General features: G+C 51.5%; 13 protein-coding genes. 8 read left to right on the top strand and 5 right to left on the bottom strand.

Annotated elements, in window-relative coordinates; all coding sequences use genetic code 11:
* Positions 1 to 98: 98 nt before the first annotated feature.
* Positions 99 to 1847 carry a gamma-glutamyltransferase gene (ggt, locus tag OCU43_RS21585; protein ID WP_091362145.1) on the bottom strand — a complete coding sequence of 583 codons (1749 nt, stop codon included), beginning with the start codon at positions 1845 to 1847 and terminating at the stop codon, positions 99 to 101.
* Positions 1848 to 2126: 279 nt separating this feature from the next.
* Here ggt and OCU43_RS21580 point away from each other — a divergent pair, with 279 nt between their 5' ends.
* The gene (locus tag OCU43_RS21580; RefSeq protein ID WP_091362146.1) at positions 2127 to 3443 is read left to right on the top strand and encodes an HDOD domain-containing protein; all 1317 of its coding nucleotides are present in this window, start codon (positions 2127 to 2129) and stop codon (positions 3441 to 3443) included.
* 51 nt (positions 3444 to 3494) lie between these two features.
* Here OCU43_RS21580 and OCU43_RS21575 read toward each other — a convergent pair whose 3' ends face one another.
* On the bottom strand, positions 3495 to 5405 hold the full coding sequence (locus tag OCU43_RS21575; protein ID WP_091362147.1) for an ATP-binding cassette domain-containing protein: 1911 nt from the start codon (positions 5403 to 5405) through the stop codon (positions 3495 to 3497).
* A gap of 20 nt (positions 5406 to 5425) precedes the next feature.
* Between OCU43_RS21575 and OCU43_RS21570 the strand changes: the two genes are divergently transcribed.
* The 6 genes from OCU43_RS21570 to OCU43_RS21545 all read left to right on the top strand — a co-directional run bounded on the left by OCU43_RS21570 (position 5426) and on the right by OCU43_RS21545 (position 11294).
* Complete coding sequence (locus tag OCU43_RS21570) at positions 5426 to 5923, top strand: TIGR02444 family protein (protein ID WP_091362148.1); 498 nt, start codon at positions 5426 to 5428, stop codon at positions 5921 to 5923.
* A gap of 66 nt (positions 5924 to 5989) precedes the next feature.
* Positions 5990 to 6718, top strand: coding sequence for an FKBP-type peptidyl-prolyl cis-trans isomerase (locus tag OCU43_RS21565; protein WP_091362149.1), 729 nt, complete (start codon positions 5990 to 5992; stop codon positions 6716 to 6718).
* A 346-nt stretch (positions 6719 to 7064) separates the two neighbouring features.
* Positions 7065 to 8078 (top strand): amino acid ABC transporter substrate-binding protein, encoded by a 1014-nt coding sequence (locus tag OCU43_RS21560; RefSeq protein WP_261832961.1) that lies wholly within the window; start codon positions 7065 to 7067, stop codon positions 8076 to 8078.
* Positions 8079 to 8178: 100 nt separating this feature from the next.
* Positions 8179 to 9405, top strand: coding sequence for an amino acid ABC transporter permease (locus OCU43_RS21555; RefSeq protein ID WP_261832960.1), 1227 nt, complete (start codon positions 8179 to 8181; stop codon positions 9403 to 9405).
* A gap of 11 nt (positions 9406 to 9416) precedes the next feature.
* Positions 9417 to 10517 carry an amino acid ABC transporter permease gene (locus tag OCU43_RS21550; RefSeq protein WP_261832959.1) on the top strand — a complete coding sequence of 367 codons (1101 nt, stop codon included), beginning with the start codon at positions 9417 to 9419 and terminating at the stop codon, positions 10515 to 10517.
* Between the two features lie 18 nt (positions 10518 to 10535).
* Entirely contained in the window at positions 10536 to 11294 is a 759-nt protein-coding gene (locus tag OCU43_RS21545) for an amino acid ABC transporter ATP-binding protein (RefSeq protein WP_275991316.1), read from the top strand.
* Between the two features lie 104 nt (positions 11295 to 11398).
* Here the strand turns inward: OCU43_RS21545 and OCU43_RS21540 are convergent, their stop codons facing one another.
* Together OCU43_RS21540 and OCU43_RS21535 are read right to left on the bottom strand one after the other, a co-directional pair.
* Positions 11399 to 11731: a YMGG-like glycine zipper-containing protein gene (locus tag OCU43_RS21540; RefSeq protein ID WP_091360484.1), complete on the bottom strand. Its 333-nt coding sequence runs from the start codon at positions 11729 to 11731 to the stop codon at positions 11399 to 11401.
* A gap of 170 nt (positions 11732 to 11901) precedes the next feature.
* Positions 11902 to 12126 (bottom strand): EF-hand domain-containing protein, encoded by a 225-nt coding sequence (locus tag OCU43_RS21535; protein WP_217647457.1) that lies wholly within the window; start codon positions 12124 to 12126, stop codon positions 11902 to 11904.
* 795 nt (positions 12127 to 12921) lie between these two features.
* On the opposite strand from OCU43_RS21535, the gene OCU43_RS21530 reads away from it, so the two are divergent.
* Positions 12922 to 13455 carry an NADPH-dependent FMN reductase gene (locus OCU43_RS21530; RefSeq protein ID WP_091360277.1) on the top strand — a complete coding sequence of 178 codons (534 nt, stop codon included), beginning with the start codon at positions 12922 to 12924 and terminating at the stop codon, positions 13453 to 13455.
* Positions 13456 to 13739: 284 nt separating this feature from the next.
* Here the strand turns inward: OCU43_RS21530 and OCU43_RS21525 are convergent, their stop codons facing one another.
* Positions 13740 to 14078, bottom strand: coding sequence for a hypothetical protein (locus OCU43_RS21525; RefSeq protein ID WP_091360279.1), 339 nt, complete (start codon positions 14076 to 14078; stop codon positions 13740 to 13742).
* Positions 14079 to 14133 lie beyond the last annotated feature (55 nt).

The raw sequence follows: 14133 nt of genomic DNA, 5'->3' as shown, positions 1-14133 counted from the left end.
CCCCTTAAAATGAGTATCTGCCTGCGCCGTAAACGCTTTGACAGTTTATGGGGGGCTCGATCTGGCCGACCGCTCAGGCCAGATCGGTTGAGAGGGGGTTAGTTGCCCAGTGCGGTGCCCTCTCTACGGGGGTCTGCCGCGCTGCCCCATGAGCCATCACTCTGGCGGAAAAATCCATGTAATCCGCTGTTCTGATCCCGGATCTTAATCTCATGACCCAGCGCTTTGAGTGGTTCGGCAAACCGTTCTGCAGTAGTGCCTGCTTCCAGTTCTGTAACACCATTGCGATTAACCACATGGGGACTGTTAAACGCCTGTTGCAGCGAAATATCAGAGCTGAGTTTACGATAGAGGTTTTCAGCGACATAGCTGATGATCCGGCTGCCACCGGGGGAGCCCAGTGCAGCGATTAACTGATTATTTTCATCAAATACCATCATCGGCGACATCGAACTGCGGGGGCGCTTGCCGGGTTGAACCCGGTTTGCCACCGGTTTCCCGTCAACCTCGGCAACAAATGAGAAGTCAGTTAACTGATTGTTCAGCAGAAAGCCGCCTGCCATCAGGGTGGAGCCAAAGGCCATCTCAATACTGGTAGTCATCGAAACCGCATTGCCCCAGCGATCAACGATCACAAAGTGGCTGGTACAGGGCAGCTCAGGAGAGCGATCATCGGCACGACTGATCTTGTTGGGTAACTCACCGGGAGCCGCTTTCCCCATATCGCGGAGAGGGCTGATGAGCTGGCTGCGCTGGCGGAGGTATTCGTCATCCAGCAGCTCATTCACCGGCACAGGGATGAAATCGCTGTCCGCCAGATAACGGGCCCGGTCGGCATAGGCCAGACGGCTTGCCTGGGTAAACAGGTGATAGAACTCGAGGCTATCCGGTGGCAACGCTTGCGGTTCAGCTAACGCCATCAGTGTAAGGATCTGCAGGGTGGTAACTCCGCCTGAAGTCGGTGGCGGAAAACCGCAGACCCGATACTGTCTGAACGGCCGGCAGATTGCCTGGCGTTCAACCGCCCGATAGTTTTGCAGATCGCTCAGGGTAAGTTTGCCCGGGTTATCCTTTGCCTGTTTTATCGCCGTGATGATTTTACCTGCCAAAGGCCCCTGATAGAGTGTTTTAGCACCCTGCTGTGCAATCTGCCGCAGAGAGTCTGCCAGTGCCGGATTAGTTAACAGATATCCTTCGGGCAGAGGTTCCCCGTCTGCGGTAAAGAAATATTGCAGGGCTTGCGGATAGCGTCCAAGCCCTGGATTGATCTTCGATGCTAACAGCTGGTGTAACCGTGGGGTTACGTTAAAACCGGCTTCTGAGGTCGAAATTGCGTCATCAAACAGTTTTCCCCAGGGCAGCTTGCCATACTTTTTCTGGCTCAGCTCCAGCATCGCCAGAACCCCGGGCGTACCGACTGAGCGTCCTCCCACCATGGCATCCCACCAATTCATGGGCGTGCCACTGGTTGTGAGAAACAGATCTTCAGTGGCAGCAGCAGGGGCTGTCTCCCGGCCATCAAATGCGGTGATTTTTTGCGCACTGTTATCCCAGTAGAGCATAAACGCACCGCCGCCGATACCAGATGACTGAGGCTCAACCATCGTTAGCATCGCCTGGACCGCAACGGCGGCATCCGCGGCACTGCCACCCTGTTGCAGTATGTTGTATCCCGCCTGCGTTGCGAGAGGGTGGGCGGAGACAACCAACTGCTGGCGGGCTCTGACCGTTGCCTGCGTCTGAACCCCTGTTGCTGACTCCGGGGCCAGATCTTCATTAACCGCATAAAGAAACGATGGGAACAGGGCGGTAGTCGTCAAAATGACACTGAGAAGCACGTTGCGCATAACTGAGTTCCTGATTCTGGTTTATCCGTCAGAAAGGGGGGCTGAGCTGTAATTAAAGCAGATATTCAATAAAAGGGGCTCGCTTTGCAAAAAATATCATATAACTCAAGTAGTTGACCTGTCGGTGAACAGACAACAGCGATTTCTCTGCACAGAGTAACCCGAAATGGTGAGCTTATTGCTGCTGGCTGGCTGGGCGCTAACTATACTGGAACCAATTAAAGATCGTACTTTTCAGGCCGATAGCTCTTCGATGGCCTGTGAATTGGAGAATGCCCTTTGTCTATAGCAGTTAAATCTATCTTCAGCTCGGATAAAGATTCCAGAGTAATCCGCATGGTGTTATTGAATGATCATGAAGGCAAGGCTCTGGTGCTGTTACCGGCGAATATGCTGTTAAATCTGGTGAGTATCTGGAAACATTCTGGCCGACATCTGCAACCTGTCAGATGTAAAGACGCTTCAAAATTTTTCAATCAGGCCGCCCTGAAGTCACAGGCCGGTCAGGAAAAACTGTTCCAACTGCCGGTATTTATCGATCAGTCGCTGGCGGATTATGAGCGGTTTGATGTGGTGGAGTCTTATACCGGGCTGGCTTTTGAGGCCCAGAGTGAGTGGTTTGGGGATCACATGTCCCTCTGCTCGTTGGGGCTGACCTCCCAGTCGATTGACCAGCATCAGCAGGACGGCAGTGATGAACAGGTGATTACCCGGGCTGTTGAGCGCTTTACCACGCTGCGGATTCAGCAGCGTCTGGAGGATACTCTTGGACTACCGCCGTTACCGCCGTCCATGAAACGCCTGGTAGAACTGCGTTCTGATCCCACTGCAGGAATTGATGATCTGGTGCCTTTGGTACGGGGGGATGCCAGTCTGGCGGCCCAGGTCATGAGCTGGGCAGCGTCACCCTATTATGCCGCTCCGGGCGAGGTGCATTCGGTTGAAGATGCTGTCATCCGGGTGCTGGGGTTTGATCTGGTGGTGAATCTGGCGCTGGGGGTCGCGATGGGTAAAACCCTCAAGGTGCCTGATGATACGCCGCGTGATGGCATTCCCTACTGGAAACAGTCTGTTTACCTTGCTGCCGCGACTGAGCTGGTGTGTAAAAAGATGCCTGCCGAGATCAGGCCAAAACCGGGGCTGGTGTATCTGGCCGGGTTGTTACAAAACTTTGGCTACCTGATATTGGCGCACCTGTTTCCGCCTCATTTCTCTTTGTTGTCCCGCTATATTGAAGCGAACCCTCATATGGCGCTGGAGTTTATTGAGAAGCAGGTGATGAATGTCACCCGCGAGCAGATTGGTGGCTGGCTATTGGATAACTGGGGATTGCCCGAGGTGGTGGTTGAGGCGGTACGCTACCATAATGATCTGAATTATGACGGGCTGGCGAGCCATGAAGCGAAGCTGATCTATGTGGTTAGCCGGGCGCTGCGCAGCAAGGAACTGGCGGATGGTCCGGTTGAGGCGATTCCTGATTCGGTGCTCAGTGAGTTACGCATAACGCAGGCCGATGTGGATGAGGTACTCGACCACATTGTGGCGAGTCGTGGTGAACTGGATGCCCTGGTGCATACCATTATGCACGCCCATTAAGCCAGGCTAAGAGGGGAGAGACTACGATATTGATCCGCTAATCATTGCGTTTCAGATCGCGGTCTCGCTCTCCAGTTGTTCCAGTTGTTCGACCTTTTCCATCCATTCGGATTCAATTGCATCCGCCTTCTGCTGCAGTTCGCCCTGGCGCTGCAACTGCTGTTTCAGCTGCTCTTTATTGCTCTCTTCATACAGCGAAACATCAGCCAGGGTGGTTTCAATCTGCTGTAGCGCTTGAGTGACGTTGTCTAAATCCGCCTCCAGCTTTTCAATCGCTTTTCGCAGCGGGCGCAGGGCGTTACGCCGTTCAGCGTCGAGTCGTTTCTGCTCTTTCTTTTCTGCAGCACTGAGGGAACGGTTTTCCTTCGGCTCCTCAATGACCTGATTCTGAGTCCGGCGCTGGGCTGTGAGCCACTGCTGGTAGTCGTCCATATCACCGTCAAAGGGGGATACCTGACCGTTGGCGACCAGCAGGAACTGATCAACGGTATTGCGCAGCAGGTGGCGGTCATGGGATACCAGAATCAGTGCGCCATCAAAATTTTGCAGCGCCAGCGTCAGCGCATGGCGAACCTCCAGGTCCAGATGGTTGGTCGGTTCATCCAGTAACAGCAGGTTGGGCCGTTGCCAGGCGATCAGTGCCAATGCTACCCGGGCTTTTTCACCGCCGGAAAAACGTTTCACCGGTTCCAGTGCCCGGTCGCCATTAAAGTCAAAGCTGCCCAGGTAGTTACGAATCTCCTGATCACTGGCTTTTGGTGATATTCGCTGGATATGCAGGGCGGGTGAGGCTTCCAGATCCAGGGCTTCGAGCTGATGCTGGGCAAAATAGCCAATCTTCAGATGTTCGCCAGCCTGATACAGACCATCAATCAGCGGCAGGTCCCGGGTAAGGGTTTTAATCAGGGTGGATTTACCCGCGCCATTCGGCCCCAGCAGACCGATCCGGTCTCCCGGAGAGAGTGTCAGCTTTACGTCGTTAAGAATCGGCTGGCTGTAACCGAGCTGGCAGTTATCCAGACTCATCAGGGGAAAGGAGATCTTATCCGATGACTGAAAGGAGAAGCTGAACGGGCTGTCCACATGGGCGGGAGCGATCAGCTCCATCCGTTCCAGCTCTTTAACCCGGCTTTGCGCCTGCTTCGCTTTGGTCGCCTTGGCTTTAAAACGGCGTACAAAGCTTTCAATCTCGGCGATTCTGACCTGCTGCTTCTCAAACTGCGATTGCTGCTGTGCCAGCCGTTCCGCCCGGCGCTTTTCAAAGTCGCTATAGCCGCCTTTATACAGTTCGGTTTTCTGCTGATGCATATGCACAATATGGGTGCTGACCGCATCGAGAAAGTCGCGGTCGTGGGAGATCAGCAGCAGAGTACCCTGATAGTTTCGCAGCCACTGCTCCAGCCAGATCGTGGCATCCAGGTCCAGGTGGTTGGTGGGCTCATCCAGCAGCAGGATATCGGAATGACTCATCAGAGCCTGTGCCAGGTTGAGGCGGATACGCCAGCCTCCGGAAAACGTGTTGACGGGTCGTTCGGCATCACGAGGGGCAAAACTCAGACCACTTAATAACTGATGCCCGCGGGCTTCGGCACTGTAGCCATTAATGGCATCGAGTTGAGCATGTAACTCGCCGATGCGGTGATGATTGTCGCTCTGCTCTGCCTCAGTCAGTGCCTGTTGAATGGCACGTAGTCGCTGGTCGCCATCGAGGACATAATCGATGGCGCGCTGGTCACTGTCGGCGACCTCCTGAGCCATATGGGCGATGGTCAGATTGCCTGGCAGCTGCAGGTCGCCTTCATCGGGCTGCAGCTGACCGAGAATTAATTTAAAGAGTGAGGACTTACCAACGCCGTTGGCACCCACAATACCGACTTTCTGATTGGCGTGAATCGTCAGCTGCGCTCTGTCTAGCAGGCGCAGGGGTCCTCGTTGTAAGCTAAGCTGGTTTAACTGAATCATGGCGGCGGATTTTATCACAGATGTCAGAAAATAATGCCTTTTGGAACTATGCCGTAGCGATCTATTCTGACCCGGCTATCGAACAGCTGTGTCTGCGGTTGCAAAACCGTTATCAATTGAGCGTAAACGATCTGTTGTTTGCCTTATGGCTGGCGCATCTGGGGCGGCAACTGCCTGAGACTCTGGATTATGCGGGTGTCCGGGAGTGGCGTATCAATATGCTTGAACCCCTGCGTCTGCTGCGCTATCAGCTGCGTCAGTCAAAGCGTTCAAGCGCAGAAGAGGAATGTTATCAGCGGTTGAAAAAAGCAGAACTGGCCGCAGAAAGAGTGGAATCAGGTTTGCTCTATGATCTGAGAGATCGCTGTCCTGATGTCTCTGGTACAGCAGGTGATATGAATCAACTGGGCTATGTTAATCTGTGTACTGCGGCGGGTACCGACCCTGTTATGACAGGAGATCTGCAGGCTCATTTTCAACAATTAGTTGAGAAAGCAATCGGGTGCGGTGGTAATTAACTGAACTTTTCAGTTTAATGGTTTACTAACAGCAGATAACTGACCCCTAGGGATTAAGGAATGACAATGAAGAAAACGCTGGTGGCCGTGGCCGTAGCAAGTATTGTGTTGGTGGGATGTGGCCCCGACAAAGATGATAAAGCCGTCGCAAAGGTTGAAAAACCATACTCTCTGGAGACTGATCAGCAGAAACTGGGATACAGCCTGGGTCTGATGTTGGGCGAACGGCTGAAAGCCGATGTTGCTGAGCTTGATGTTGATGCGCTGCGACGCGCAGTAGAAACGGTGTACTCTGGTGAGGAGCCGCTGCTGAAACCGGATGAGGTTGAAGCCACAATGATGGCCTTCCAGAAGAAAAAAATGGAAGAGAAGCAGGCCGAGTTTAATAAGCTGGCAGATGAAAACCTGAAGAAAGGTGAAGCGTTCCTGGCTGAGAATGGCAAAAAAGAGGGTGTTATCACAACCGAATCCGGGCTGCAGTATGAAGAGCTGACCGCCGGTGAGGGAGCCAGCCCTAAGCCTGAAGATACTGTGAAAGTACATTATCGTGGTTCGCTGATCAGCGGTACCGACTTTGATAGTTCCTATAGTCGTGGTGAACCGGTTTCTTTCCCTCTGAATGGTGTGATTCCGGGCTGGACCGAAGGGCTTCAGCTGATGAAAGTGGGGGGGAAAGCTCGCCTTGTACTTCCGGCTGATCTGGCATACGGCCCCGGTGGCATGGGTGACGCGATCGGACCCAATGAGACGCTGGTGTTTGAGGTTGAGTTACTGGATATTAACCCATCTGAATAACGCACTGAATATAAGCCGTACTTTAAAAACCACCCATCCGGGTGGTTTTTTTTGGTGCGTACCTATTTTTTCGTGATCGAAAATGTCAGTTTTTTTGACTGTTTTTGACAGTTTAATTGTAAATTTATTACAACATTATTTAAAAGCTGCATGAAAATAGTTAGTTAATTAGCTGCTTTCTGTACAGTCGGAAAACAGTTGCTACACTAATAGACTGAAAGTTAACTATATGGATTAAAAGAATAAAGAAGTGGAACGCTCTTTGCTTAGCATAGTGCTGTAGCTGTGCTGCTGAACATAGCCCGCTTTTGTTATTCATTAATTCGTTACAAAGAGGAAGCATCCAATGAAGAAAACCCTGATATCTGCTGCCGTCCTGATGGTTGCAATGACAGGTACAGCAATGGCTGGTACTTTGGAAACTGTGAAGGAACGTGGCGCACTTCAGTGTGGTGTAACGAGTGGTGTCCCTGGCTTCTCGGTGCCTGATGATAAAGGTAACTGGAAAGGTCTGGACGTTGACGTATGCCGGGCGGTGGCCGCCGCCGTGCTGGGTGATGCAACTAAAGTTAAGTATATTCCACTGAATGCTAAAGAGCGTTTTACTGCGCTGGTGTCCGGCGAGATTGATATGCTGTCCCGTGTGACCACCTGGACACAGACCCGCGATACTCAGCTGGGTATCAACTTTGCCGGTGTTAACTACTACGATGGACAGGGCTTTCTGGTGAAGAAAGAGCTGGGCCTGAAAAGTGTTAAGGACCTGGATGGCGCGACCGTCTGTGTCCAGTCCGGTACCACCACTGAGCTGAATATGGCCGATTACTTCCGTACTCACGGCATTACCTATACGCCGGTTGTATTCGACACCAATGATCAGGCGGCGCAGGCATTTGATACCGGCCGTTGTGACTCATTTACCACCGACCTGTCCCAGGCTGCCGGCCTGCGCACCCGGATGCAGGACCCATCAGCGGTCGGTGCACTGCCCGAGGTTATCTCTAAAGAGCCACTGGGGCCTGTTGTACGTCAGGGTGATGACACCTGGTTTAATATCGTCAAATGGTCTTTCAATGCGATGCTCAACGCCGAGGAACTGGGGCTGACATCGGCTAACGTCGATAAGATGAAGGCGGAAAGCACCGATCCTAACGTTAAGCGTCTGCTGGGTCTGGACGGACCTAAAGGCAAAGGCCTGGATCTGTCAGATGACTGGGCATACCAGATCGTTAAGCAGGTGGGTAACTACGGTGAAGCCTATGAGCGTAACGTGGGTAAAGACTCGCCACTGGGACTGGACCGCGGCCTGAACGCGCTGTGGAACCAGGGCGGTCTGCAGTACGCTCCGCCTATGCGTTAAGTTGTTGATCAACGGCTGGCCGTCAGGCTGGCCGTTTTTATTTCTGCCCTGGCCTGGTGTTTGGGCAGAATTATCTGTGTACTGACTTCTGGAGTTAACAATGTCCTCAGACATTTCGAAATCAGGTCACAAGCCTGACGGTGGCCCTGATCCACAAAAGGCACCACCGGTGAGTCAGCCAAAATTCTGGAATGACCCGAAAAAGCGGTCGTTACTGTTTCAGGTGCTGCTACTGACGGCACTGGGCTTCGTCTTTTACACCATCATTCAAAATACCCTGACCAACCTTGAACAACGGGGTATGACCACCGGCTTTGATTTTCTGACCCACGAAGCGGGCTTTGGTATCGCCATGAGCCTGATCGATTACAGCGAAGCATCCAGTTATGGTATGACCTTTGTTGTGGGGCTGTTAAATACCATTCTGATCGCCGTATTGGGGATTATTGCGGCGACTATCCTGGGCTTTATTCTGGGGGTGGCGCGCTTATCGGATAACTGGCTGATCGCTAAATTTTCTGCGCTGTATATCGAAATATTCCGCAACATCCCACTGCTGCTGCAGATCTTTTTCTGGTATTACGCGGTGCTGCGCACCCTGCCAACGCCGCGGCAGAGTCTCGAATTTTTCGGCTCTTTTCTCAATAACCGGGGGTTAATTGTGCCGGCTCCCGTGCCTGAAGATGGCTTTGGGCTGGTGATTCTCGGCTTCTTTGGCGCGATCATCGCCAGTTGGTTGATTGCCCGCTGGGCCCGCAAGCGTCAGGAACTGACCGGCCAGCAGTTTCCGGTCTTCCTCACCGGTATCGGTCTGATTGTCGGTGTACCGCTGCTGCTGTTCCTCTTCAGTGGTATGCCACTGGGACTGGACCATCCCGAACTGAAAGGCTTTAACTTCAAGGGCGGTATCACCGTGATCCCCGAGCTGATGGCGCTGTGGCTGGCCCTGAGTATCTATACCGCATCGTTTATCGCAGAAACCGTGCGCGCCGGTATCCTGGCGGTGTCTCACGGACAGACGGAAGCGGCCACCGCGCTGGGGATGTCAAAAGCCAAGACGTTACGGCTGATCGTGATTCCTCAGGCGATGCGGGTGGTGATCCCTCCGCTGACCAGTCAGTATCTGAACCTGACCAAAAACTCCTCACTGGCGACCGCCATCGGCTACCCCGATCTGGTTAACGTGTTTGCCGGTACTACGCTCAACCAGACGGGACAGGCGATCGAAGTGATTGCGATGACCATGGCGGTCTATCTGACTCTCAGTCTGCTGACCTCATACTTTATGAACTGGTATAACGCCAGAATTCAGTTAACGGAACGCTAGGAGGGGATGCTATGAAATATGATATTCAACCTACGCTGCCCCCACCGTCCAGTATGATTGGGGTGGTTGGCTGGCTGCGAAAAAATCTGTTTAACGGGCCTTTTAACTCAATAGCCACCCTGATAGTGGGCTATTTTCTGATCAGCTTTCTGGTGCCCACCATTCAATGGATCTTCATCGATTCAGACTGGGTAGGCACCAGCCGGGACGCCTGCACCAGCGGCGGTGCCTGCTGGGTATTTATCGCCAACCGGCTGGATCAGTTTCTTTACGGCTTCTATCCGGAAGCGGAACACTGGCGGCCGCAGCTGGCCTTTCTGCTGATGATCGGCTCGATTATCTGGCTGGTTGTGCCACAGACACCGAAAAAGGGGCTGGTAGCTATCTGGCTGCTGGTGATCTATCCCATCGTTGCCTACATCCTGCTGTATGGTAATTCATTCGGCCTGCCTCAGGTTGAAACGCACCTCTGGGGCGGTTTAACCCTGACCCTGGTGCTGGCGGTGGTCGGTATTGTGGCGTCACTGCCGCTGGGGATTGTCCTGGCGCTGGGACGACAGTCTGATATGCCGATTGTGAAATCGGTCTGTGTCACCTTTATCGAACTCTGGCGGGGAGTACCGCTGATTACCGTGCTGTTCATGGCGTCCGTCATGCTACCGCTGTTTTTCCCGGAAGGGATGAGCTTTGACAAGCTGCTGCGGGCACTGATCGGTATCACCCTGTTCCAGTCTGCTTATATGGCGGAAGTGATCCGGGGCGGCCTGCAGGCGATCCCTAAAGGACAGTATGAAGCGGCAGATGCCCTGGGACTGGGCTACTGGCAGAAGATGATTCTGATCATCATGCCACAGGCGCTGAAGCTGATGATTCCGGGCATTGTAAACACCTTTATCGCGCTGTTTAAAGATACCAGTCTGGTGCTGATTATCGGCCTGTTTGATGTCCTGGCGATCGGTCAGGCAGCCAACCAGGACCCCGACTGGATCGGTTATTCCACCGAGAGTTATTTGTTTATTGCCCTGTTGTTCTGGATGTTCTGTTTCAGCATGTCGCGTTATTCGCAGCATCTGGAGAAGAAACTACAAACCGGCCACGGCAACCGCGCCTGATAACAGAGAGATTTTGAGATGAGTCATTCACAAGCGACTGAAAAACTGATGGTGGAACTGCGCGACCTGAACAAATGGTACGGCGAGTTTCATGTCCTGAAAAACATAAACCTGGAGGTTAAACAGGGCGAGAAAATCGTCATTTGCGGGCCTTCGGGGTCGGGCAAATCCACCATGATCCGCTGCATTAACCGGCTGGAAGAGCACCAGAAGGGCGATATCATCGTCAACGATATCCCCCTGAACGAAGATATCAAAAATATCGAAGCGATCCGCAAAGAAGTGGGCATGGTGTTCCAGCACTTCAATCTGTTCCCACACCTGACGGTGCTGGAAAACTGTGTACTGGCACCGATCTGGGTGAAAAAGATGCCCCGCAAAGAGGCGGAAGCGAGGGCGATGGAGCTGCTGGAGCGGGTTAAGATTCCCGATCAGGCGCTCAAATACCCCGGCCAGTTATCCGGTGGTCAGCAACAGCGGGTGGCGATTGCCCGCTCCCTGTGTATGAACCCGGATGTAATGCTGTTTGATGAGCCCACCTCTGCCCTCGACCCCGAGATGATCAAAGAGGTGCTCGATGTCATGATCGAACTGGCGGGGGAAGGGATGACCATGCTTTGCGTCACCCATGAGATGGGCTTTGCCAAGACCGTGGCGGACCGGGTTATCTTTATGGATGGCGGGCAGATTGTGGAAGAGAATGAGCCTCATGAGTTCTTTAACAACCCGCAGCATGAACGGACCCAGCTGTTCCTGAGTCAGATTTTAGCGCACTGAAAGTAGTGAAAGCAGTCGCTAGACGCGGCTACGCCGCTTGCTAGTGGCTAGAAAAAGCATGAAAAAACCGCCTGATTGGGTGGTTTTTTTATTATTCAGAATGGTTAGCAGCGGCCTTTTTTTGCCTGGCCCGGAGGGCAGTGATACCCATTATTTTTAGGGGGACGCGTTTCGATCATATGCGTTTCGATAGTGTGGGTGTGCACCCCGGTTTCTGACCGTTGATAATCAGTGGATTTATCCGTATTGATTGCTGTGCCAACGGCCCCTCCGACGGCACCGCCAACAATGGCTCCATCGCGACCACCGACTTCATTGCCTATGGCTGCACCCACGGCACCACCCAGGCCGCCACCGATAGCAGCATCCAGAGTGGAGTTAGCGCTTGCTTCAACCGTGAAGAGCATCATCATTAAGATAAGATATTTAATATTCATAAACTTAGGACTCTGAGGAAACACCGTAAACATTAACTGCTGGTGAGCTAATGCCTGACTGAGTGGTTATGGTAAGCCGAGTTCAGCTGGCCACCATAAATCAGAGAGGATTTAGTGTGGCACAACAAAGCTTCCCGGAAGATCCGAGAAGCCTAAATGCAATGTCTTACTTAGCCTTGAGACACCTCATCGTATTCCGCCTCATCAAGCTGACCATCTTTATTCAGATCCGCTGTCATGAAGGCTTCTTCCAGTCCCTCAACGCTTTTGGCCTCTTCCAGACTGATAAAACCATCAGCATTAATATCGACAACCTGGAAATCGGGCATATCCGCCGCAAAAACAGTCGCTGAAGTAGCAGTGAGGGCGATGGCGCATAGGGTTTTGATATTCATTTTTAAAACTCCTGAGTTATTCCATTAAAATTAGAGATTGAATTGATCCGTCACACAAAAACATGCTTCGAATAGCAACGCCTATACAGCACTCTTTGTGCCATTTCTTTTTTTGTTATTTAAATCAATTGGTTATGGTTGTCTCAGCGTTGCTGGCTTAATATTACTGTCGCCATAGGCGGTCGGGTTATCCCGGGGTTATATTAAGTTATTGATTTTAAAGTTATTTAACTGTCTTATCTCGGAGACCTAAGCCGACAGACGCGGCTTCGCCGCTTGCCAGACGTCGCTTCGCGACTTGCTGGTTGCTATAAAAGTCGTTTAAAAACAATGTATTAAACTAAGCTGTTGCTATGGGAGTGATACTGGTATGCCCTCAGGGTATAGGAGTGGTCTTTTAGCTCTCTATTTCCTGTTTTTCTGGATATACAGTTAACTGGCATAACCCTTTAAAGTGGCGCAGAATCAGATAGATAAGGATATCAACAGGTGAGATTAGCTGCCGATTGCAAGAGCCAGATATTGTATGAATAAAGGGTAACAACACAGTTCACCCAGGTGAAATGCAGGATGAGGGTTTTGATCATATTGCTTTGAAGATGTCTGATCTTTGAACTCTCTCGTGAAGAAAGGCATGTCGGAGCCTAAAGAGCCAGAAGCACTATACACAATGACTCCAGTAGGGGCTGGAAAAAGTGTAGATACTCGCGATGGCAAATTGAAACCAAATAGAGATTAATAGAGCATTGCAACAGATAAGCCGCTGAATGCGGTGTTTGATTCCAAAGAGGACGAATGAAAATACTCGCCATTTCTGGTAGCGCACGCGCAGCATCCACAAATACGGCCTTGCTGAGAGCCATGAAAAATATTGCTCCGGCTGATGTCGAATTGTTGGTTTTTAATAGGTTAGATGCGCTTCCCGTTTTTTCTCCGGACTCTGAAGGAGAGGCAACTCCAACGGCAGTGCGCGAGTTTATGGAAACGGTTTCAGCTGTAGATGGCATCATTATATCGAGCCCAGAATACGTTCGAGCAATTCCAGGTGGTCTTAAAAATGCTATCGACTGGATGGTTTCTCGTTTCGAGGTTATAGGTAAACCCATCGCTTTGGTACATGCCTCACACCGAGGTGACGATATGCTTGCTTCACTAAGGTTGGTGCTTTCAACCGTCAGTGATCATTTTCTGGAGAACATATTTCTGCGTATTTCTTTGATCGGGAAGGCCCCAGACGAAATTGAAAAGCTCATTAGGATGTCAGTACATGAGTCGAAAATTTCGATGTTTCTGGCCGATTTTGTTGCGGAGGTCCGTCAAAATGACTGACGGCTGGCCTGACAAGTAGCAGCACTTCAACCTCTACGTGGCTTGGATCTCAATAAGTCACGCTTACTTTGTTCTGTGTAAAGCGTTGATATCTTTTTCTATCGACAGCAGAAATTAAAGAATACTTAAAATCAGCTCCGGAGTTCGCCGCCTTTTCTAGCAAGCGCAGCGTCTAGCCCCTAGCAAGTCGCGAAGCGACGTTCTGGCCTTTAAAAACTAAGGCGCCGGAAGCACCTATTTGTCTCGTCTTCGCATGGGAACGAGTGACGAGAACTCAACAGCATTTATTTTTCTGACTGATTGTCTAAGCCTTCTTTTAGCTCCTCATCAACATAACGCTGAATATATTCTTTGCCGTTGGATGTTACTTTATTAACCCAAAAACAGAATAGTGCGCCCAGGCTGATAACGATGATTCTGAATTCAGCAAATATCAATGACAGCAGAATCGTGGCGACGATGGCCACCAATATAGACCAGCGTTTTTTACGTTGAACATCAGCCTGTAAGGTTTCGGCTTGAGCAATCGTGGTAATTTCCGCCTTAATTAATGAAGCACGCAATGACTCGTACTCTTTCTGCCGGCGGGCCTGCGTGCGTCCAAAGGGGTCTGCTAGATTCATAGGGCACTCAATTGGATTAATACGAGATTTTCAGCGCAATTTTTATGGCTTTGAC

Source organism: Amphritea atlantica (assembly GCF_024347255.1).
In the GTDB taxonomy this organism is placed as follows: domain Bacteria; phylum Pseudomonadota; class Gammaproteobacteria; order Pseudomonadales; family Balneatricaceae; genus Amphritea; species Amphritea atlantica.
The sequence above is the reverse complement of the archived record's forward strand: the minus strand, read 5'-3'. Positions and strand labels throughout refer to the sequence as shown.